The organism is Pseudomonas mangiferae (assembly GCF_007109405.1).
Lineage (GTDB): Bacteria > Pseudomonadota > Gammaproteobacteria > Pseudomonadales > Pseudomonadaceae > Pseudomonas_T > Pseudomonas_T mangiferae.
This window is the reverse complement of sequence record NZ_VJOY01000009.1, coordinates 91,782-112,477: the sequence shown is the minus strand read 5'-3', so window position 1 is coordinate 112,477 and position 20,696 is coordinate 91,782. Positions and strand designations below refer to the sequence as shown.

General features: G+C 68.5%; 22 protein-coding genes. 13 read left to right on the top strand and 9 right to left on the bottom strand.

What is annotated here, in order from left to right; genetic code table 11:
- Positions 1 to 146: 146 nt before the first annotated feature.
- Positions 147 to 1,334, bottom strand: coding sequence for an acetate kinase (locus FM069_RS13770; protein ID WP_143488936.1), 1,188 nt, complete (start codon positions 1,332 to 1,334; stop codon positions 147 to 149).
- Positions 1,334 to 1,621: a DUF3565 domain-containing protein gene (locus tag FM069_RS13765; protein WP_143488935.1), complete on the bottom strand. Its 288-nt coding sequence runs from the start codon at positions 1,619 to 1,621 to the stop codon at positions 1,334 to 1,336. The genes FM069_RS13770 and FM069_RS13765 overlap by 1 nt, the downstream gene beginning before the upstream one ends.
- 12 nt (positions 1,622 to 1,633) lie before the next feature.
- Between FM069_RS13765 and FM069_RS13760 the strand changes: the two genes are divergently transcribed.
- The 4 genes from FM069_RS13760 (at position 1,634) to FM069_RS13745 (ending at position 4,627) form a co-directional block, all read left to right on the top strand.
- A complete protein-coding gene (locus FM069_RS13760; protein ID WP_143488934.1) occupies positions 1,634 to 2,119 on the top strand; it encodes an FKBP-type peptidyl-prolyl cis-trans isomerase in 486 nt (161 codons plus the stop codon).
- Positions 2,120 to 2,250: 131 nt separating this feature from the next.
- Positions 2,251 to 2,733 carry a glutathione peroxidase gene (locus FM069_RS13755; protein WP_143488933.1) on the top strand — a complete coding sequence of 161 codons (483 nt, stop codon included), beginning with the start codon at positions 2,251 to 2,253 and terminating at the stop codon, positions 2,731 to 2,733.
- 131 nt (positions 2,734 to 2,864) lie between these two features.
- On the top strand, positions 2,865 to 3,455 hold the full coding sequence (locus tag FM069_RS13750; RefSeq protein WP_143488932.1) for a TetR/AcrR family transcriptional regulator: 591 nt from the start codon (positions 2,865 to 2,867) through the stop codon (positions 3,453 to 3,455).
- Between the two features lie 62 nt (positions 3,456 to 3,517).
- Complete coding sequence (locus FM069_RS13745) at positions 3,518 to 4,627, top strand: NADH:flavin oxidoreductase (protein WP_143488931.1); 1,110 nt, start codon at positions 3,518 to 3,520, stop codon at positions 4,625 to 4,627.
- An 84-nt stretch (positions 4,628 to 4,711) separates the two neighbouring features.
- Here the strand turns inward: FM069_RS13745 and cysZ are convergent, their stop codons facing one another.
- Complete coding sequence (gene cysZ, locus FM069_RS13740) at positions 4,712 to 5,464, bottom strand: sulfate transporter CysZ (protein WP_143488930.1); 753 nt, start codon at positions 5,462 to 5,464, stop codon at positions 4,712 to 4,714.
- Positions 5,465 to 5,608: 144 nt separating this feature from the next.
- Between cysZ and FM069_RS13735 the strand changes: the two genes are divergently transcribed.
- On the top strand, positions 5,609 to 7,147 hold the full coding sequence (locus FM069_RS13735) for an FAD-dependent oxidoreductase (protein ID WP_143488929.1): 1,539 nt from the start codon (positions 5,609 to 5,611) through the stop codon (positions 7,145 to 7,147).
- Between the two features lie 92 nt (positions 7,148 to 7,239).
- The gene (locus tag FM069_RS13730; RefSeq protein ID WP_143488928.1) at positions 7,240 to 7,524 is read left to right on the top strand and encodes a hypothetical protein; all 285 of its coding nucleotides are present in this window, start codon (positions 7,240 to 7,242) and stop codon (positions 7,522 to 7,524) included.
- Between the two features lie 67 nt (positions 7,525 to 7,591).
- Here FM069_RS13730 and FM069_RS13725 read toward each other — a convergent pair whose 3' ends face one another.
- The 4 genes from FM069_RS13725 to FM069_RS13710 all read right to left on the bottom strand — a co-directional run bounded on the left by FM069_RS13725 (position 7,592) and on the right by FM069_RS13710 (position 12,901).
- Positions 7,592 to 9,466 carry a methyl-accepting chemotaxis protein gene (locus FM069_RS13725; RefSeq protein WP_143488927.1) on the bottom strand — a complete coding sequence of 625 codons (1,875 nt, stop codon included), beginning with the start codon at positions 9,464 to 9,466 and terminating at the stop codon, positions 7,592 to 7,594.
- 211 nt (positions 9,467 to 9,677) lie between these two features.
- Positions 9,678 to 11,153: an inorganic phosphate transporter gene (locus FM069_RS13720; protein ID WP_143488926.1), complete on the bottom strand. Its 1,476-nt coding sequence runs from the start codon at positions 11,151 to 11,153 to the stop codon at positions 9,678 to 9,680.
- Positions 11,154 to 11,204: 51 nt separating this feature from the next.
- Positions 11,205 to 12,194 (bottom strand): DMT family transporter, encoded by a 990-nt coding sequence (locus FM069_RS13715; RefSeq protein ID WP_143488925.1) that lies wholly within the window; start codon positions 12,192 to 12,194, stop codon positions 11,205 to 11,207.
- A gap of 2 nt (positions 12,195 to 12,196) precedes the next feature.
- Positions 12,197 to 12,901, bottom strand: coding sequence for an SDR family oxidoreductase (locus FM069_RS13710; protein ID WP_143488924.1), 705 nt, complete (start codon positions 12,899 to 12,901; stop codon positions 12,197 to 12,199).
- Between the two features lie 117 nt (positions 12,902 to 13,018).
- Between FM069_RS13710 and gcvA the strand changes: the two genes are divergently transcribed.
- Entirely contained in the window at positions 13,019 to 13,933 is a 915-nt protein-coding gene (gcvA, locus tag FM069_RS13705) for a transcriptional regulator GcvA (RefSeq protein ID WP_143488923.1), read from the top strand.
- A 142-nt stretch (positions 13,934 to 14,075) separates the two neighbouring features.
- On the opposite strand, the gene FM069_RS13700 is transcribed toward gcvA, so the two are convergent.
- Positions 14,076 to 14,696, bottom strand: a complete 621-nt coding sequence (locus FM069_RS13700; protein WP_143488922.1) for a TetR/AcrR family transcriptional regulator — start codon at positions 14,694 to 14,696, stop codon at positions 14,076 to 14,078.
- A 36-nt stretch (positions 14,697 to 14,732) separates the two neighbouring features.
- The gene (locus tag FM069_RS13695; RefSeq protein ID WP_143488921.1) at positions 14,733 to 15,488 is read right to left on the bottom strand and encodes an MBL fold metallo-hydrolase; all 756 of its coding nucleotides are present in this window, start codon (positions 15,486 to 15,488) and stop codon (positions 14,733 to 14,735) included.
- A gap of 190 nt (positions 15,489 to 15,678) precedes the next feature.
- On the opposite strand from FM069_RS13695, the gene FM069_RS13690 reads away from it, so the two are divergent.
- The 6 genes from FM069_RS13690 to ehuD all read left to right on the top strand — a co-directional run bounded on the left by FM069_RS13690 (position 15,679) and on the right by ehuD (position 20,681).
- Positions 15,679 to 16,458, top strand: a complete 780-nt coding sequence (locus FM069_RS13690; protein WP_178106740.1) for an HpcH/HpaI aldolase family protein — start codon at positions 15,679 to 15,681, stop codon at positions 16,456 to 16,458.
- Positions 16,459 to 16,517: 59 nt separating this feature from the next.
- Positions 16,518 to 17,384, top strand: a complete 867-nt coding sequence (locus FM069_RS13685) for a TauD/TfdA dioxygenase family protein (protein WP_143488919.1) — start codon at positions 16,518 to 16,520, stop codon at positions 17,382 to 17,384.
- A gap of 59 nt (positions 17,385 to 17,443) precedes the next feature.
- Complete coding sequence (gene ehuA, locus FM069_RS13680; RefSeq protein WP_178106738.1) at positions 17,444 to 18,238, top strand: ectoine/hydroxyectoine ABC transporter ATP-binding protein EhuA; 795 nt, start codon at positions 17,444 to 17,446, stop codon at positions 18,236 to 18,238.
- Between the two features lie 146 nt (positions 18,239 to 18,384).
- A complete protein-coding gene (gene ehuB, locus FM069_RS13675) occupies positions 18,385 to 19,251 on the top strand; it encodes an ectoine/hydroxyectoine ABC transporter substrate-binding protein EhuB (RefSeq protein WP_178106737.1) in 867 nt (288 codons plus the stop codon).
- A gap of 112 nt (positions 19,252 to 19,363) precedes the next feature.
- Positions 19,364 to 20,011: an ectoine/hydroxyectoine ABC transporter permease subunit EhuC gene (gene ehuC, locus FM069_RS13670; RefSeq protein WP_143488916.1), complete on the top strand. Its 648-nt coding sequence runs from the start codon at positions 19,364 to 19,366 to the stop codon at positions 20,009 to 20,011.
- Positions 20,012 to 20,024: 13 nt separating this feature from the next.
- Complete coding sequence (gene ehuD / locus FM069_RS13665; protein WP_143488915.1) at positions 20,025 to 20,681, top strand: ectoine/hydroxyectoine ABC transporter permease subunit EhuD; 657 nt, start codon at positions 20,025 to 20,027, stop codon at positions 20,679 to 20,681.
- Positions 20,682 to 20,696: the final 15 nt, after the last annotated feature.

Below are 20,696 nucleotides of genomic sequence, written 5' to 3'. Positions count from 1 at the left end.
GTGCGCCGCTCGCCGGGCGCCGTGCTGGCGCGGCCGGGACGCGGCCCGTGTGGCCGGGCGGGGCGCAAGGGGCGCCTCCGCCGTGTCGGTGCCGATGGCGGGCATCGGCTGCCGGGAAGCGCCTGTGCGCCTCGCCGGCGGGGAGGTCAGGCTTCCAGCAGGGTCAGGGTGTCCAGGGCGATCTGCCGTTCCTCGTTGGTGGGCACCACCAGCACCCGCGGGTGCCCCGGCACGTGGATCGCGCCGCCGACGCCGCGCACGCAGCGGGCGTTGGCCTCTTTGTCCAGGGCCAGGTGCAGCAGGCGCAGGTGGGCGACGGTCTTGCTGCGCACCAGGGGCGAGTTCTCGCCGATGCCGCCGGTGAACACCAGGCCGTCCAGCTGCGGCAGCGCACAGCCCAGGGCGGCCAGGGACTTGGCCAGGCGGTAGCAGAACACTTCGATGGCCAGGGTCGCACCGGCGTGGCCCCGCTCGCGGGCCTGCTCCAGGCTGCGCATGTCGTTGGACAGGCCGGAGAGGCCCAGCAGGCCGCTGTCCTTGTTCAGCATCCGGTCGATCTCCTCCAGGCTCCAGCCCAGGGTGCGCGCCAGGTGGCCGTGCAGGTTGGGGTCGACGTCGCCGCTGCGGGTGCCCATCACCAGCCCTTCCAGGGGCGTCAGGCCCATGCTGGTGTCGCGGCTCTGGCCGTCCACCACCGCGCAGGTGGAGCAGCCGTTGCCCAGGTGGGCGACCAGCCAGCTGCTGTCGCCCACCGCCAGGCCGGCCATCTCCGCCGCGCGGCGGCTGACGTAGCGATGGCTGGTGCCGTGGAAGCCGTAGCGGCGCACGCCGTGCTGGCGGTACAGGGTCTCCGGCACCGCGTAGCGGTAGGCGTGCTCCGGCAGGCTCTGATGGAAGGCGGTGTCGAACACCGCCACCTGGGGCAGCTGCGGGAACAGGCTCAGGGCGGCGTCGATGCCCTGCAGGCTGGCGGGGTTGTGCAGCGGCGCCAGGGGCGCGATGGCGCGGATCGCGGCGATTACCTCAGGGGTCAGGCGTTGCGCCGAGGTGAAGCGTTCGCCACCGTGCACCACCCGGTGGCCGATGCCGTGGAGGGTGCCGCCGGAGGCGCCCTGCACCAGCGGCAGCAACTGCGCCAGCGCCGCCCGGTGGTCGCCCTGGGGAAGCATCAGGCTGTCCTTCTCGCCGCCCCGCTGCCAGCGCAGCACCGCGTCGCGGCTGCCCAGGCACTCGGCCAGGCCATGCAGGGGGAATTGCGAATGGGCCTCGTTGACCAGGGCGAACTTGATCGACGAACTGCCGCAGTTGATTACCAGGATGTTCCGTGCCGGCATCAGTCTTCCTCGTTGAATGGATGTCGCGGGGCGCACCAGCCACAGGCGAAGGGCTCTCCCAGGCGCTTTTCGCGCTGCCGCGGGTCGAGCACCCACGGGCGATTCTGCCATGGCGGCTGGTGGCGCAGGTGCTGTGTGTGGCCACAGGACAGTTCGGCCACCCAGTGTCCTTCCGGGTCCCGGTGGAAGCCCGTCAGCCGCGGCCGCGGCGCGTCCCGTCCGTCAGGGTTCGGGTCGCATTCGGGCAGATCGCCGAGTAGACTTGGCCCTTCTTCATTCTTTTGCAAAGGTCTCGCACCATGCTGATCGCCGCCAACAAGGCAGTCTCCATCGACTATACCCTGACCAATGACGCCGGTGAGGTGATCGACAGTTCCGCTGGCGGCGCGCCGCTGGTGTACCTGCACGGTGCCGGCAACATCATCGTCGGTCTGGAGAAGGCGCTGGAAGGCAAGCAGCCGGGCGACGAGCTTCAGGTGTCCATCGAGCCGGAGAACGCCTACGGCGAGTACAGCGCCGAGCTGGTGGCGACCCTGGACCGCTCCATGTTCGAAGGCGTCGACGAACTGGAAGTGGGCATGCAGTTCCACGCCTCCGGCCCCAACGGCGGCATGCAGATCGTCACCGTGCGCGACATCGAAGGCGACGAAGTCACCGTCGACGGCAACCACCCGCTGGCTGGCCAGCGCCTGAACTTCCAGGTCAAGGTGGTTGATGTGCGCGATGCCAGCGCCGAGGAAGTCGCCCATGGCCACGTCCATGGCGAAGGTGGCCACCACCACTGACCGGCGCGCCGTGCGTTCCCCGCTAGCGGCGGAGCGTCCGGCTGCTACGCTGGAGTGGAAGCGGAAGGGCGCCTGCGGGCGCCTTTTTCGTCCGTTGCGCGGAATGCGCCGTGTTCTCTAGGAGTTCCGTCATGAGTGCCTTTCACGACCTCAACCTGCGTGCGCTGGACGGCCAGGACCTGCCCCTGGCGCCGCTCAAGGGACAGGTGGTGCTGGTGGTCAACGTCGCATCCAAGTGCGGCCTGACCCCGCAGTACGCCGCCCTGGAAGCCCTCTACCAGCGCTACCGCGACCGTGGTTTCAGCGTACTCGGGCTGCCGTGCAACCAGTTCGCCGGCCAGGAGCCGGACGATGAAGCGGGCATCCGGTCCTTCTGCGACACCCAGTACGGGGTGACCTTCCCCATGGGCAGCAAGCTGGAAGTCAACGGCCCCGGCCGCCACCCCCTGTACCGCCTGCTGGCGGGCGAGGGCGCCGAATTCCCCGGGGAGATCACCTGGAATTTCGAGAAGTTCCTGGTGGGTCAGGACGGAAGGGTGCTGGCGCGTTTCTCGCCGCGTACCGCCCCCGACGACCCCGCGCTGATCCAGGCCATCGAGAAAGCCCTCGGCTGAGTCTTCTGCCGCCCCCGCCCGGGGCGGCGTCGCGTTTTTCCCTCTCCTGTCCTCAGCCCCGCTTCTGGTGGCCCATCACGCCGGTCGATAGTGCTGGGGTTGGCTAGACGACCGGTCATATTCTCGTCGGCATGACTCCCGACCGACTCGAAAAGCGCGACCTGATCCTTGCCCGGGGTGCCCAGGTGATCGTTCACCGCGGCTACCACGCCACCGGTGTGCAGGAGATCGTCGAGGCTGCCTGCATCCCCAAGGGCTCCTTCTACCACTACTTCGCCAGCAAGGAAGACTTTGCCCTGCAGGCCCTGGAGCACTTGTACGGCCCGCGCCTGGAGCGCTATGCCCAAGCCCTGGGCGACCCGCAGCGCTCACCACGGGCGCGCATCCTCGCCTACTACGGCGATCTGCGGGCCCACTTCGCCAGCCGCCCGGCCCGGGCCTGCCACTGCTTCATCGGCAGCCTCGGCTTCGAGATGGCCGACCATTCGCCTGCCATCACCGGCCAGGTGGAGGCGATCCTGCGACGTGCCGCCGAGATCCTCCAGGCCTGCCTGGAAGACGCCCGGGCGGCCGGTGAGCTGGCCGCCGACGAGGACTGCGGGAACCTCGCGAGCTTCATCGCCGACGCCTGGCAGGGCGTGCTGACCCGCCTGAAAGTGGGGGACGACCTCGCGCCCCTCGACGCATTCCTGTGGCGCCTGGAGCGCCTGCTGACCCCCTGACCGCGCCTCGGCGCACCCGCAGCCACGACACAGACGCCGGTGGACACCGGCAGAGGACCCCCATGAGCACAGCCGTCGATGCCCTGTTCGAACCCTTCAGCCTGGGGTCGCTGACCCTGCCGAGCCGCGTGGTGATGGCGCCCATGACCCGTTCGTTCTCACCGGGCGGCGTGCCCGGCGACAACGTGGTGGAGTACTACCGGCGCCGCGCGGCGGCCGGGGTCGGGCTGATCGTCACCGAGGGCACCACGGTGGGCCACCTGGCCGCCAACGGCTACCCCCACGTGCCGCGTTTCCACGGTGCCGATGCCCTGGCCGGCTGGAAACGGGTGGTGGACGCGGTGCACGCCGAGGGCGGCCGCATCGTGCCGCAGCTGTGGCACGTGGGTAACGTGCGCCGCCTGGGCACCGAGCCGGACCCCCGTGTGCCCGGCTACGGCCCGGTGGAGAAGCGCAAGGACGGCGAGGTGGTCGTCCACGGCATGACCCAGGCGGACATCGACGCGGTCATCGCCGCCTTCGCCCAGGCCGCCCGGGATGCTCAGGCCATCGGCATGGACGGCGTGGAGATCCATGGCGCCCACGGCTACCTGATCGACCAGTTCTTCTGGGCCGAGAGCAACACTCGGGACGACGCCTACGGCGGCGACCTGGCCGGCCGGTCGCGGTTCGCCCTGGAGCTGGTCCGCGCGGTGCGCGCCGCGGTCGGGCCGGATTTCCCGATCATCTTCCGCTTCTCCCAGTGGAAGCAGCAGGACTACAGCGCCCGCCTGGTGCAGACCCCGGAAGAACTGAAGGCTTTCCTGGTGCCCCTGGCAGAGGCAGGCGTCGACATCTTCCACTGCTCCACCCGGCGGTTCTGGGAGCCGGAGTTCGACGGCTCGGACCTCAACCTGGCCGGCTGGACCCGCCAGCTCACCGGCAAGCCCACCATCACCGTGGGCAGTGTGGGTCTGGACGGCGAGTTCCTGCAGTTCATGGTCAAGACCGACAAGGTGGCCCAGCCCGCCGGCCTGGAAGGGCTGCTGGAGCGGCTCGACCGCGGCGAGTTCGACCTGGTGGCGGTCGGCCGCGCCCTGCTGGTGGACCCGGACTGGGCCCGCAAGGTCCGCGACGGCCGCCAGCAGGACATCCTGCCGTTCAGCCGCGACGCCCTCACCAGCCTGGTCTGAGGCATACCGCCCGGCTCCGGCCGGGCGGTGACCGTTCCACTTTTGCCCCGGCACAGCGGGGCTTTTTTATGCGCGAGGCCCGGCTCAGGGCCGCCGCGCCACCTGTCTCTCACCCCCTTCGTGCACCCAGAACAGGGTGGCGCCGGCCACGGCGGCGGGCATCATCAGGATGTTCAGGAACGGCACCAGCAGTGCCACGTACACCGCGCCGCCGAAACCCAGGCTCTGCCAGCGGGTGCGCCGCAGCCAGGCCAGCATGTCGTCGAAGGCCAGCTTGTGGTTGTCCGCCGGGTAGTCAATGTACTGCACCGCCATCATCCAGATGCCGAACAGCACCCACAGGGGCGTGGCGATCAGGTTGACGCCGGGGATGACGGTCAGCACCAGCAGCCCGGCCGCCCGCGGCAGGAAGTAGCCCAGCTTGCGCAGCTCGCGGCGCAGGGTGCGCGGGACCATCGCCGCCAGTTCGCCCCAGCTGAAGGGCGGGAAATCGTCGCGGCCACGGGCCACCACCTCCACCTTTTCCGCCAGGAAGCCGTTGAAGGGCGCGGCGATCAGGTTCGCCAGCAGAGTGAAGGTGAAGTAGATCAGCACCAGGACGAGTACCACGAACAGCGGCCACATCAGGTACTCGAGGAAGCTCAGCCAGTCCGGCAGGCTCGGCATCAGCACCTCCACCCAGTGGCGGAACTGGCGCACGGCGAAGCTCACCAGGCCGATGAACAGCGCCAGGTTCAGGCTCAGCGGCAGCAGCACGAAGGCGCGCAGGCCGGGGCGCAGCATCAGTTTCAGGCCTTCGCCGAGGTAGCGCGGGCCGCTCAGGGCAGGGGCGGGCATGGCAGGTTCCATCGCAAGGGGGACCGCGCGACGTTACCGGCTTTGCCGGCCGGGGAAAAGCACCCGACGGGGCGGGCTCCCGTGCGTGAAACCTTGGCCGGAAGGCGGGGCTCCAAAACCCTACAGTCTTTCCGGAGATGCCCCATGGCCGACTTCGCGCGCGTCGCCACCCTCAGTGAACTGCCCCAGGACCGCGGCACCCGGGTGGAGGTGGACGGCGAACCGATCCTGCTGGTGCGGGACGGCATGAAGGTGCAGGCGCTGCAGGCGACCTGTCCCCATGCCGGTGCGCCCCTGGAGCAGGGCGCGGTCTGCGCCGGCCGGCTGATCTGTCCCTGGCACAAGGCCAATTTCCGCATCCAGGATGGTGCCCTCTGCGAGCCACCGGCCCTGGATGCACTGCGCCGCTACCCGGTGCGGGTGGAGAAGGGCGAGGTGTACGTATCCGCCCGGCCATTGCAGGCGCCTGCCGATGAACCGGTCGGCGACGACGACCGCGTGTTCCTGGTGATTGGCGCCGGCGCCGCCGGCACCGCGGCGGTGACCGCCCTGCGGGACAACGGCTTCCCGGGACGGGTGCTGCTGGTGGGGGACGAGCCCTCGGCGCCCTACGACCGGACCGCCCTGAGCAAGTTCGTCCTCGCCGGCGACATGCCGCCCGACGAGGTGCCGCCCCTGCGGCCGGCGGACTGGTGGGCGCGCCAGCGCATCGAGCGCGTCGTCGCGCGGGTGACGCACCTGGATGCCCGGGCCCGGCAGGCGACTTTGGCGGACGGGCGGGTACTGGACTATGACGCGGCATTCCTCGCCAGCGGAGGCGAGGCCCAGCCCCTGGAGGTGCCGGGCCACGACCTGCCGGGCGTCCACCTGCTGCGCAGCCGGGAGCAGGCCGCGGCGATCCTCGCGGATGTCCGCCCGGAGGGGCGGGCAGTGGTGGTGGGCAACGGGTTCATCGGCCTGGAGGCCGCTTCCGCCCTGCGCAAGGCGGGCATGGCGGTTCACGTGGTGGCGCCCCACGGCACGCCGTTCGCCAAGCAGTTCGGCGAGCGGCTGGGGCGCATGTTCCGGGCGCTGCACGAGGACAATGGCGTGGTCTTCCACTCGACCGAGGTGGCCCAGGTCGACGGCGAAGACCGGGTACACGGCGTGACGCTGAAGGACGGCACCCGCCTGGCGGCCGACCTGGTGGTGGTCGGGGTGGGCGTGAAGCCGGCCACGGACTTCGTCGAGGGCGTGGAGAAAGAGAAGGATGGCGGGCTTCGTCTCGATGATCGCCTGCGGGCCGCCGACGGGCTCTGGGCGGGCGGCGACATCGCCCGTTACCCCCAGGACGGCCAGTGGCTGCGGGTGGAACACTGGCGGCTGGCCCAGCAGCACGGACGCCTCGCGGCCGCTAACATGCTGGGCGCCGACCAGGCCTTCGAGGCGGTGCCGTTCTTCTGGACCTACCACTTCGGCAAGCGCTTCGAGTACCTCGGCCATGCCGAAGACTGGGATGAGGAGCGGATCGAGGGGCACCTCGACCAGCACCGCTTCATCGCGCTGCTGGTGAAGGCCGGTCAGGTCCAGGCGGTCGTCGCCTGCCAGCGCGAGCGTGCCACCGCCCGGCTGTTGGAGGCATTGGGCGAGCCGCTAGACGTCGAGCGGGCCTGGCATCTGGTGCGGGAGGCAGAGCGGGAATAGCCCCACGAGGGTTAGCCTCGACGTGGCTTTTCCAGGTCAGTACACGCCTGTAAAGCGTCAAACACCTTCGTTGTTATCTGATGGAGCTGACGATGGACGATTCGCTCGAAGACGATTACCCAGGCGATGCCGAATGGCTGTTGCACGTGGGGGACTACAAGGCGGAATACCTCGACGACGACGCCCGCACCCTGGCCGAGGCCATGGGGGGGAATCTGGACATGGCGGTCATCATTCGCGGCAAGCGTGGCCTCGAGGAGGGGCTTTGGTGGATCGAGCAGGAGGTCCCGGCGCTGGAAGGGTTGAGGCCGCTGGATTGCCTTGAGGACCCGAAGTTGATCAAGCGTCTGCGTACGGGATTGATGCGGATGCCGTGAACGCTTTCCATCCGCTGGGTAGCGCGAGGGCGTCCAGGGCGTTGGGCCATCCCTGGCCCGGCGGGGGTCAGATGCGGAAACTGTCTACCAGGACTTTCAGGCGGGTGGCTTGCTGTTCCAGGTCGGCGCAGGCGCGCAGGGTGGCCTGGAGGTTTTCCACGCCTTCCTGGTTGAGGGTGTTGATCTCGGTGACGTCCATGTTCAGGGTCTCGATCACCGAGGTCTGTTCCTCGGTGGCGGTGGCCACGGACTGGTTCATGCCGTCGATCTCGCCGATGCGGTGGGTCACGCTGCTCAGGCGTTCGCCGGCCTGGTTGGCGATCTCCACGCTTTCCTCGCTGTAGCGCTGGCTCTCGGTCATGGTATTGACCGCTTCCCGGGCACCCACCTGCAGCTCCTCGATCATCTTCTGGATTTCCTGGGCCGACTCCTGGGTCCGGTGGGCCAGGTTGCGCACCTCGTCGGCCACCACGGCGAAGCCGCGGCCGGCTTCGCCCGCCCGGGCGGCTTCGATGGCGGCGTTGAGCGCCAGCAGGTTGGTCTGCTGGGAGATGCTCTTGATCACTTCCAGGATCTGCCCGATGTTCACCGTCTTGCTGTTGAGGGCCTCGATGTTGGCGCAGGAGCCGCTGATCTTCGCCGACAGCTCGCTCATGGCGCGAATGGTCCGCTCCACCACCTGGCGGCCGTCCTCGGACTGTACCCGGGCCTCGGAGGCCTGGGTCGAGGCATCCGCAGCATTGCGGGCGATCTCCTGGGCGGCAGCGCCCAGCTCGTTGATGGCGGCGGCCACGCTGTTGGTGCGCTGGGCCTGCTCGTCGGAGTTGCTCATGGACGAGTTGGAAGCGTTGAGCACCAGCTTGGCGACTTCGTTGACCTGGGCGGTGGTGGAGGACACCTCGCGGATCGAAGTGTGGATACGCCCGACGAAGTGGTTGAAGGCCTTGGCCAGCTCGCCGAACTCGTCCTTGCCCTGGACGTCCAGGCGCTTGGTCAGGTCACCTTCGCCCTGGGCGATGTCTTCCATGGCGCGGCTCATCTGGTTCAGCGGGCGCAGCAGCACGCGGATCAGCATGCCCAGCAGGAGGATGATCAGCACCACGGCGATCAGCGTGACGACCACCGCCGAGGTGCGGAACTCGCTGAGCATCGAGTAGGCCTTGTCCTTGTCGATGGACAGGCCCACGTACCAGTTCACCGAGGGCAGGCCCTTGACCGGGGTGAAGGTGACGATGCGGGTGTCACCGTTCTGCTCGGCTTCGGTGATGTCGGTGCTGATCCGCGGCGTGTGCTGCGGGAAGATGTCCGACAGGTTCTTCATCACCAGGTTCTTGTCCGGGTGCACCAGCACCTTGCCGTCGGCGCTGACCAGGAACGCGTAACCGATGCCGTTGAAGTCCAGCGAGTTGATGATGTTGACCAGGGTTTCCAGGCCCAGGTCGCCGCCCACTACGCCGAGGCGGTCGGCCGGGGTGGCGATGGTCATCACCAGCCCGTGGGTGGCGGCGTCGACGTAGGGCTCGGTGAGGGTCGAGCCGCCGGCGCTCATGGCGTCCTTGTACCAGGGGCGGGTACGCGGGTCGTAGTCCGCCGGCATGTCGCTGGCCGGGAACATGGTGAAGACGCCTTCCTGGGTGCCCAAGTAGGTGAAGCCGAAGGTGGAGGTGAGGGCCTTTTGTTTCAGCAGGCGGTTCACGTGCTCGGGATCGGGATCGCTGGCGATGGATTGCGCGGTGCTTTCCACCAGCAGGATCCGCCCCGACAGCCAGTTCTGGATGTTGCTCGCCGTGACCCCGCCCATCTCCTCGAGATAGTTGTCCAGGTCCGCGCGTATGGCGTTGCGTTGCAGGTAGTCGTTGTACAGGGTGAACAGGGTGAATGCGGCGATCACCACCAGGGCGGCCGCCAGCAGGATCTTATGGCTGAACTTGAGATTGTTCATCGTCGGGGTACTTCCGGTCAGGTCGGCGACTGCGTTCGGGAACACGCTTTGCTGGGGAGCGCCGCTCGTTGGCGGACGCCCGTTCTTAGATGTCGGCACGGTTTCAGTAAAGCTTTAGCCGCCCGGAAGGCAAGCGGCGGGGCGGCGGGCCGTGAAAATGGCCGATCACGAAAAGGGCGCCCGTGGGCGCCCTTCGTGTCTCGTCCGGAGGTCAGACGAACAGTTTCACCGCCAGCCAGAACAACCCGGCGGCGAGGGCCATGGCCGCCGGCAGGGTCAGCACCCAGGCCAGCATGATGGCGCGCACGGTGCTGCCCTGCAGCCCGCTCTTGTTCGCCACCATGGTGCCGGCCACGCCGGAGGACAGCACGTGGGTGGTGGAGACCGGCAGGCTGAAGATGTTGGCCATGCCGATGGCGCTGGCGGCGGTGATCTGCGCGCACATGCCCTGGGCGTAGGTCATGCCCTGGCGGCCGATCTTCTCGCCGACGGTCTTCACCACGCGCCTCCAGCCCACCATGGTGCCGGCGCCCAGGGCCAGGGCCACGGCGATGATCACCCAGAACGGGGCGTACTCGGTGGTGGCGGTGAGGTCCTTGCGCAGTTTCTCCAGGTCGGCGCGCTCGCGGGCTTCCAGGCTGTCCAGCTTGCTCACCTTCTTCGCCGTGTCGTCCAGGCAAAGCAGGTAGCGGCGGACCTGGGCCCGGGTGCCATCACTGAGGTTGCGGTAGTCGCTGACCCCGGCCAGGGCTTTGTGCAGGGCGTCCATGGTGGGCACGGTGAGCTTCGGGTCGCAGTGGAACTGCTCGGGCAGGTCGGTGCCGCCCCGGGTGCGGTCCAGTGCCAGGTATTCGCCGAGGACCTGGGCGTTGCGCTGGTAGAAGTCGTTCAGGTGCACCGCGGCGTCGCGGGTGCGCTCGATCTGGTAGGTGGTGCTGTCCAGGTCGAGGACGAACTTCGCCGGCACGATGCCGATCAGCACCAGCATGATCAGGCCGATGCCCTTCTGGCCGTCGTTGGAGCCGTGGACGAAGCTCACCGCCATGGCGGAGATCACCAGCACCAGGCGGTTCCAGAACGGGGGGTGCTTCTTGCCCTTCACCTCGCGGCGGTCTTCCGGGGTGTTGTGCATCTTCGACAGCGGGCGCCAGGCCTTCAGGCCCAGCAGCAGCAGACCGGCGAAGAGGAAGCCGGCGACCGGCGAGATCACCAGGGAGGTGGCGATCTCGATGGCTTTCTGCCAGTTGATCCCTTCGCCCACCGGGATGCCGGTGAGCAAGGCGTTGGCCATGCCGACGCCGAGGATCGAGCCGATCAGGGTGTGGGAGCTGGAGGCGGGGATGCCCAGGTACCAGGTGCCGAGGTTCCAGGTGATGGCGGCGGCCAGCAGCGAGAACACCATGGCCAGCCCGTGGGCGGTGTTGACTTCGATCAGCAGCTCCACCGGCAGCAGGTGGACGATGGCGTAGGCGACGCCGACGCCGCCCAGCAGGACCCCGAAGAAGTTGAAGATACCGGAGAGCATCACCGCCAGTTGCGGGGGCATGGCCTTGGTGTAGATCACCGTGGCCACGGCATTGGCGGTGTCGTGGAAACCGTTGATGAACTCGAAGAAAAGCACGAAGGCCAGCGCCAGGATCAGGCTGAGCGCCAGCCAGGCATCGAGCCCGGCGAATAGTTCGAACATGAGGGATGCGACCCCACTCGTGAAGGGGCGGCGATTATGCCAGAAAAGCCATTACAACCCTATTAACGGGCCGCTGGCCGGTCGGCCGCGCGAGCCGCCGCCTGCTCCGCTCAGGCGGGGCCGCGACGGTCCGTGCGATGCGGGCCGGACGAGGCGTTCGGCGCGGCGCCGGCCCTGCAGGACCGCGACCCCGGCGAGGATCAGGCCCATGGCCAGCAGGTCCAGTGGATGCAGTGCCTCCCCGGCCACCAGCACGCCGATCAGCAGCGCCACCACCGGCGGCAGGTAGGTGGCGCTGGACGCCACCACCGCACCCAGGGTCTCGACGATCAGGTAATAGAGGATGTAGGCGAGCCCGGTTCCCAGCAGGCCCAGCCCCACGATCAGCCCGACCCAGGCCCGGGTGTCGGCGAACACCGCGCCGAGGTTCTGCAGGTCGGTGACCAGCAGCAGGGTGGGGATGGCGAGGCCGATCTGGTAGGTGGTAAGGGCGGCCGCGGGCAGCTTCATCGGGCTGAGGAAGCGGCGGGCGTAGACGAAGGAACAGCCCACGCTCAGTGAGCCGCCCATCATGTACAGGGTGCCGACCAGGTTGACCGTTTCGCCGACGCCGGACCACGGCCGGGCGATCAGCAGCACCCCGAGGAAGCCCAGCCCCACGCCGCAGGCCGAGCGGCCGTTCAGCGGCTCGTCGTGCAGGAATAGCCAGGCGCAGACGAAGGTGAACAGCGGGATCGCGCCGCTGAGCATGCCGGCGACGCTGGACGGCAGCAGCGACGTGCCCTGGGCGAAGGCCACGTAGTAGACGGCCGTGGCCAGCAGCGACATCACCAGGAAATGGTGGGCATGCCGCAGGTGGCGGACGCTGAGGGCACGGGTGGCGAGGGCGTAACCGAGCACCGGGAGGAAGCCGAAGACCACCCGCAGCAGCACGATCTGGGCGGGGCTGATCCAGTCGGCGGCCCACTTCACGAAGATGAAGTTGCTGCCCCAGATCACCCCCAGCAGGAGGAAGACGCCGTAGGCGGTCTGCCGCGCCATGGTCAGACCGAACGGCCCAGACCGCCGTCGACCCGGAGGTTCTGGCCAGTGATGTAGCCGGCGCCCTCGGAGGCGAGGAAAGCGATGGTGGCGGCGATCTCCTCGGCCTTGCCGTAGCGCTGCAGGGGAACCTGGCGGGCGCGTTCTTCGGTGCCGGGCAGGCTGTCGATCCAGCCGGGCAGGACGTTGTTCATGCGCACGTTATCGGCGGCGTAGGCGTCCGCGAACAGTTTGGTATAGGCGGCGAGGCCCGCGCGGAACACCCCGGAGGTGGGGAACATCGCGTCCGGCTCGAAGGCCCAGGCGGTGGAGATGTTGATGATCGCCCCGGCCTTCTGCTTCTGCATCACCGGCGTCACCAGGCGGGCCGTGCGGATCACGTTCATCAGGTAGGTGTCCAGCCCCTTGTGCCAGTCCTCGTCGGTGAGGGACAGGATCGGCGCCCGTGGGCCGTGCCCGGCGCTGTTCACCAGCACGTCGATGCGGCCCCAGGCGTCCAGGGTCGCGTCGACCAGGCGCTGCAGGTCCTCGTTGGACTGGTTCGAGCCGGTCACGCCGAGGCCGCCCAGGCGCTTGGCCAGGGCCTCGCCCTTGCCGGAGGAGGAAAGGATCGCCACCTTGAAGCCGTCGGCGCTCAGGCGTTCGGCCGCGGCGGCGCCCATGCCGCTGCCGGCGGCGGTGAGGATGGCGACTTTTTCTACTGTCATGGATGATCTCCGAGGGGGCTGGGCCCCGCTGTGATGGGCTTGTAGATCAGGTATATCATCGCGCCCATGACTCGACGAACGAGTTTTCATCCTCTTTCGCAGTAGAAAAACTATCCCATGAGTCCATCCGCTCGACGTCTTCCCTCCCTCAATGGTCTGCGGGCCTTCGAGGCGGCCGCCCGTCATTCCAGCTTCCGCCTGGCCGCGGAGGAGCTGGGGGTCACCCAGGGCGCGGTGGCCCAGCAGGTGCGCGGGCTGGAGGCCGAGCTGGGCATGCAACTGTTCGACAGGCTGCCCCGCCGTCTGGTCCTGACCGGCGCCGGGCGCGCCTACCAGGCGGATATCGGCCGGGCGTTCGGGATCATCGCCGAGGCGACCCGGGCGCTGCGCCCGGCGCCGCTGCCCCTGACCATCAGCGTGACGCCCACCTTCGCCTCGAAATGGCTGATCCCCCGCCTGCCGGACTTCATGGCGCGGCACCCGGAACTGGAGCTGCACATCCTCGCCACCGAGCGCCTGTCCAGTTTCCACGCCGACCGCGTCGACATCGCCGTGCGCTTCGGGCGCCCGCCGTTCGGGCCCGGCCTGACGGCGGAGCTGCTGTTCGAGCAGGACATCATCGCCGTGTGCAGCCCGGTGCTGCTGCAGGGCCGGGACCTGCCGCTGCGGGCGGACGACCTGGACGGCTTCGTGCTGCTCCACGACACCCACAACCTCTGGCCGGAATTCATCGAGACCTTCCTCGGCAGCGCCTCTTCCGCCACCGCCAAGGGCATCCGCTTCAACCAGACCTCCCACGCCATCGACGCGGCCCTCGCCGGGCAAGGCATCACCCTGGCCAACCGCTTCTTCCTCAGCCAGGACCTGGCCGCCGGCCGCCTGGTGCAGCCCATCGACGGCACCCTGCGCCGTGACGCGGATTTCTACGTGGTGATGCCGCGCCATCGCCGCTCCGGGCCGGTGGAGACGGTGCGCGACTGGCTGCTGGAGGCACGCGGGCAGGCGATGGACCCGTCGCCGGGACACGGGTGACCCCGGCACAAGGGGGGGCCGCACCGGCAAGCGAGCACGGGCCGGCCGGTCGGAGCCGGCATCGGCATGGGGGAGGGCGGCGGGGGCCGTAGCCCGGCTCGATCGGACGACAAACCGGGCGCGGTGGTCCCCGGGAGGACCGTCAGGCGGGCTGTATCACCAGGTGCGCGAAGAGGCCCTGGAAGTGCTCCCGCAGCCGTTGCTTGGCTTCGTCGGCGCTGAACGTATCGTTGGCCAGGAAGTACTGCCACCAGAACAGGCCGACGGCGTGCAGGGTGGTGGCCCACAGGGCGGGTTGCAGGTCTGCCGGCAGCCGGCCCTGGGCCTGGAAGTGCAGCAGCAGGGCCTCCTGGTCCTTGATCAGGATCTGCTCGTTGTCCCAGGATTCCTGGCGGCCGGGTTCCCAGGAACTGACCAGGCCGACCACCTGGCCGTGGCGCCAGATCGCCCGGTCCAGGTATTTCAGGGCACCGTCGATGAGGTGGGAATAGAGCTGGCAGAAGGTCTCGCACACGTCCGCCGGCGGGTTCTCCATGAGCGGCAGGCGCTCTTCCCGCGCCTCGGTGCGGTACAGGGTGACCAGCGCCAGCAGCAGGGCATCCTTGGTGGGGAAATAGTTGTAGATGGTGCCGAGGGAGACGTCGGCCTTCTCGGCGATCTCCTCCAGCCGGGCGCCGTCCACGCCCTTGGCCTTGAACGCATCGGCCGCGGCCAACAGGATGGTCCGTTGCCGTTCGCGGCGCTTTCGTTCTCGTAAGCTCATAACCCTCGTTTCCTTGTTCGAAGCGGACCGCGGTGCTCAGGCGGAGGGGCAGCCGCCCGCCCGCTTGCCCGCCAGGTATTCGTCGATTATCTGCTGCATGCGCGCCCGGCCGAAACTCGGGAAGTGGCCGCCGTGCACCACGTTGGCCGGCATTTCCCGCAGGCGGTGCAGGGTGTCCAGGTAATCGGGCAGGTGCGAGTGATGGGCGTCGTCTACCAGCGGGCCGTCGTAGACCGCGTCGCCGGAAAGCAGGATACCGCTGCGCGCCTCCCACAGGGCGATGCTGCCGGGGGAGTGGCCGGGGACGTGCAGCACCTCGAAGTGGCGATCCCCCAGGTCGATCACGTCGCCGGCTTCCAGCAGGCGGGTCGCCGGGGCGCTGTGCACGTGGTAGTCCGCCTGGCGGTAGCCGCCCGGGGGCAGGCGCTCGAACATGTCGATCACCGCGTAGCGGTCGGCCAGGGTCTCGTGGCCGTCGGGGCGGGCGAGGATGGCGGCCTCGGCCCGGTGGCAGGCGCGTTCCTCGAACTCGTGGTGGCAGCCGATGTGATCAAAGTGGGCATGGCTGGCCACCGCGATCAGCGGCTTCAGGCGCAGCCAGGGCAGCATCCGCGTGAGGCTCACCACGCCCATCCCGGAATCGAACAGCAGGTCCCGGTCACGCCCGCGCACATGCCAGATGTTGCAGCGGTAGAACGGGTCGATGAAGCGCTCCTGGATGTGGGTCACGCCATCGGCGAGGCGATCTACGTGGTACCACTCCCGAGCGGTGGCCTCTGGGCGGCTGGTCATCGAGGTCTCTCCTGGGTCGTCGCGGGACAGGCGGATCATCGCCCATCGTCCCGACACAATGCGCGCTGAAAAATATGAAATCAACTATAAAAATATAGTTGACAGTAATTTTGTTGGTGATATCAATATTCCCAACGGCTGCGGCAAGCGGTCGCAGCTGTACCGACATCACCTACACGAGAAACCCGCCATGCCTGTGCGCCCCAACCCCTTCACCCGGGACCTGAACGACGGCCGCTGCCTGCTCGGCACCTGGCTGATGAGCGCCCGCCACGCCACGATGCTGAACGTGCTGCGCCTGTCCGGCCTGGACTTCGTCAAGGTGGACATGGAGCACACCCCGATCTCCCTGGAGACCGTGGCGGACATGGCGCTGCTCGCCCGGGCCCTGGATTTTTCCCTGGTGGTGCGGCCCCCGGATGGCGGGCGGGTCTGGGTCAACCGGCTGCTGGACGCCGGGGTGTGGAACCTCTACGTGCCGCAGATCCACAACGCCGAGATGGCCCGGCAACTGGTGCAGGTGGCGCGTTATGCCCCCTTGGGCAACCGCGGCACCTTCGAGCCCGGCCCCCAGGACGACTACTGCGAGCCCGGCGAGCCCAGCGCACAACTGCCGGCCTTGAACCGCCAGGTCCACCTGACCGTGATGCTGGAGTCCATCGAGGCCTTCGAGAACCTCGACGAGATCGCCAGCGTGCCCGGGATCGACGCCCTGGCCATGGGCCCGGCGGACCTCGCCCAGGAGCTGGGGATCTACCAGAAGCCCGAGGAACAGGCGGTGATCCGCGAGTACCAGGCGCGCCTGCAGGCCAGTGCGCGCGCCCATGGCAAGCAACTGGAGATCGGCGTCTGGTCGACCCAGGAAGCCCGCGAGTGGCGGGGCCGGGGCGCGCAGATCCTCACCTACATGACCGACACCATGATCATCCGCGAGCGCTACCAGGAGGCCGTCCAGGCTTTCCAGGCGTGAGCCGCGAACCGTCCAGCGCCGCCCGCCCGGGTCGGTGAAGCGAATCGAGGAACAGTGAAATGAGCACGATCGAAGTCATTCCCAGCGGCGCGGCCCTGGGCGCGGAAATCCGCGGCGTGGACCTGTCCAAGCCGTTGAGCGACGACACCCGGCGGCAGATCCTCGCCGCCTGGCACGAGCACCTGGTGCTGTACTTCCGCGGGCAGAACCTGAGTGACCCGGCATTGCTGCAGTTCGGCGAGTGCTTCGGCGAGGTTCTGGCGGACAACCGGCCGGTGGACTACAACCGCGCCGCCGACACCGAATACCCGGATCGCATCGACGTGATCTCCAACGTGGTGGTGGACGGCAAGCCCATCGGCGCCCTGGGGGACGGCGAGGCCCTGTGGCACACCGACACCCAGCCGGTGCCCAACTCAGCGCTGATCCTGCACGCCCTGGAAACCCCGTCCCAGGGGGGGCGTACCCGCTTCGGCAACATGTACACCGCCTACGAGACCCTGCCCGACGACCTGCGCGAGCAGGTGGAAGGCCGCGCCTCGATCCACGACCGCATCTACGGGCTGCAGAAGAACACGCTGTTCCACAGCTCCAGTGCTACCCTCGATGCGTTCGACAAGAGCCGCATGCCCGGCCCCTGGTGGCCCATCGTGCGCACCCACGGGGAGACCGGGCGCAAGGCCCTGCACCTGCAGCGCGAGGGCGGCGGCTACGTGGTCGGCCTGTCCAGCGAGGACAGCGACCGCCTGCTGGAGAGGCTCTGGGCGCACATGACCCAGCCGCACCTGATCTGGGAGCACAGCTGGCAGGTCGGCGACGTGCTGGTGTGGGACAACCGCTGCACCATCCACGCCCGCACGCCGTTCCAATCCACCGAGCGCCGCCGCCTGCACCGGGTCACGGTCAAGGGCGAATGGCCGAACTGAGGCGAGTCGCCGCCGGCCTGGCGGCAGAACCGGCCAGACGACCGTCAGGAGCGTGGAAAATGACCCGACTACAGACCCCCTGCATCGAATTTCATGACGTCTCCAAGCGCTATGGCGACTTGCAGGTGCTCAATGGCGTGAGCTTCCAGGCCCGGCCGGGCGAGAAGCTCAGCCTGATCGGCCCCAGCGGCTCGGGCAAGACCACCATCCTGCGGGTGCTGATGACCCTGGAGTCCATCGACGGCGGCACCGTGCGCATCGAGGGCGAGCCGTTGCGGGTGCCCGGCGAGCAGCAGCGCCTCTCCCGCTCTGCGGAGCGCGGGCTGCAGCGCATCCGCGGCAAGGTGGGCATGGTGTTCCAGCACTTCAACCTGTTTCCCCACATGGACGTGCTGCGCAACATCACCCTCGGGCCGATGCTGACCCAGGGCGTGAGCCGCGACGAAGCCGAGGCCCAGGCGCTGCGCTACCTGGACATGGTCGGCCTGGCGGACAAGGCCCGCAGCCGGCCCAGCCAGCTGTCCGGCGGCCAGAAGCAGCGGGTGGCCATCGCCCGCTCCCTGGCGCTGAAGCCGAAGATCATGCTCTTCGACGAAGTGACCTCGGCGCTGGACCCGGAGCTGGTGGACGAGGTGCTGGCGGTGATGCGCACCCTGGCCCGGGAGACCGACATGACCATGCTGCTGGTGACCCACGCGATGAACTTCGCCCGGGATTTCTCCGACCGCGTGCTGTTCTTCGAGCGCGGCCGCATCCTCGAGGAGGGCCCACCGCAACAGATATTCAGTGAACCGCGGGAAGAGCGTACGCGTACCTTCCTGCGCAAGATCCTCGCCTCCGGCCAGGATCTCTGAAGAGGACGGGCGACCCCACGAGAGCCCTGCCGGACGGCCGCCGACGCGACCTCCCTACAGGGACGCCATCGCCCATGCCATGTGCATTCCCGCTGTATGACTGCCTCGCTACAAGAACCGTACTTCCAAAAATGAGGGGCTTCGACATGACCATGAACCAACACCCGAACGTGACCACCGGCGCGGGCCCGCTGCTCGCCTCCCTGATGGCCGCCGTCGTGCTGACCGGCGCCGTGCTCGGCAGCGCCCGGGCCGACACCCTGGCCGACGTGCAGAAGAAGGGCTACGTGGAAATCGGCATCGGCTCCGGCGGCTTCCCCTACGCGGGGGTCGGGGCCGACGGCAAGCCCACCGGCGCCGCGCCGGACATCTCCATCGCCGCGCTCAAGCGCATGGGCATCAACGACGTGCGCGCCCGGGTGGTGGACTGGGGCGCGCTGATCCCCGGGCTGCAGGCGCGGCGCTTCGACCTAGTCAGCACCGGCATGTTCATGAACAAGCAGCGTTGCGCCGCGGTGCTGTTCTCCCAGCCCGACACCTGCAGCGCGCAGACCTTCATGGTGCCCAAGGGCAACCCGAAGAAGCTGCATTCCTTCGCCGACGTGGCCGCCGACCCGGCCCTGAAGATCACCATGGCCCCCGGTTCAATGGAAGTTCGCGCGGCCAAGGCGGCCGGCGTCAAGGACGCCCAGATGCTCACCAACAGCGACGTGCAGAGCAAGCTCAAGCTGCTGCAGAGCGGCCGGGTGGATGTCTGGGTCGACCCCAGCGACACCTTCTCCGCCCTCGGCGAGCAGTCCGCCGGCTTCGACGTGGTGGCAGTGGACGGTGCCGTCGTGCAGTGCGCCGGCGCGGTGTTCCGCAAGGCTGATGTGTCGTTCCGCGACGCCTACGACCAGGCCCTGGAGCAGCTCAAGGCGTCCGGCGAGTTCCAGGCTAGCCTGACCCGCTACGGCTTCCCGGTGGAGCCGGCGCTGCAGGCCTCCCGCGACGAGATGTGCGAACGCGAGTGATGCGCGCACCGGCGCGGCGGTCCTCGCCGCCGTGCCCGTTCCCTCGGCCTGACGTCGCGCGGCGGCGCGGCCGGCCCTACTCGGCGGGCGGCGTCCCCGCGGGAGAATGCGTATGCAAGAGTCCCTGGGCTATTACGGCCTGATCCTCCAAGGGCTGTGGGTCACCGTGCAACTCACGGTGGCCGGCTGCCTGCTGGCGGCCCTGGTGGCCTTCGCCATAGGACTGGGCGGTGTCTCGCGGGCCTGGCCGGTGCGCCTGGCGTGCCGTTTCTACACCCTGTTCTTCCGCGGCACCTCCAGCCTGGTGCAGCTGTTCTGGGCGTTCTACGTGCTGCCGCAGATGGGGGTGGAGCTGTCGCCCATGCTGGTGGGTATCGCCGTGCTCGGCCTCAACGTCGGCAGCTACGCCGCCGAGGTGGTGCGCGCCGCAATCCTCGCCGTGCCCCGGGAGCAGTCCGAGGCGGCGGTGGCCATCAACCTGACCCGCTGGCAGCGCATGCGCTACGTGATCCTGCCCCAGGCCCTGCCGCTGATGCTGCCGTCGTTCGGCAACAACGTGGTCGAGCTGATGAAGATGACCGCCATCGTCTCGCTGATCACCATCAACGAGCTGACCGCCCAGGCCCAGGCCATTCGCTCGGCCACCGGCGACACGCTGATGCCGTACCTGGCGATCCTGATCCTCTACTACCTGCTCTCGCTGGTGCTCACCGCACCCGTGAAGTGGCTGGAGAAACGCGGCTCCACGAGCCCCCGTTAAGAAGGCGATGCACATGACCTGGGATTGGCAGTTTGTCTGGTCGTTCATGCCCACCCTGCTGGAGGGCGCCTGGCTCACCGTGCTGGCCACCGTCGTTGGCACCGTGATCGCCCTGCTGCTGGGGGCGGTGCTCGCCGTGGCGGGGTACTCGCGCTACCGCCTGGTGCGCGGCGCCATCGCCTTCGTGGTGCAGTTCCTGCGCGGCACGCCGCTGCTGGTGCAGCTGTACGTGATCTTCTTCGTCCTGCCGGACATCGGCATCGTGCTGCCGGCCTTCCTCGCCGGGGTGATCGGCCTGGGGGTGCACTATTCCGCCTACCTGGCGGAGGTGTACCGCGCCGGCATCGACAGCGTCGACAGGGGGCAGTGGGATGCGTCCACCGCCATCAACCTGAGCCGCCGGCAGGTCTGGCTGCACGTGATCCTGCCCCAGGCCATCCCGAAGATGGTGCCGCCCTTGGGCAACTACTCCATCGGCATGCTCAAGGAGTCGGCGCTGCTCTCCACCATCTCGGTCTTCGAGCTGGTGGCCAGGGCCCAGGCCATCGGCAACGAGACCTACCGCTTCACCGAGCCGCTGACCCTGGTGGGCCTGTCGTTCCTGACCCTCACCATCATCTTCACCCTGTTGCTGCGCCTGGCCGAGCGCAAGGCCGAGGGCCTGCGCTAGGCCGCGGAGAACGCG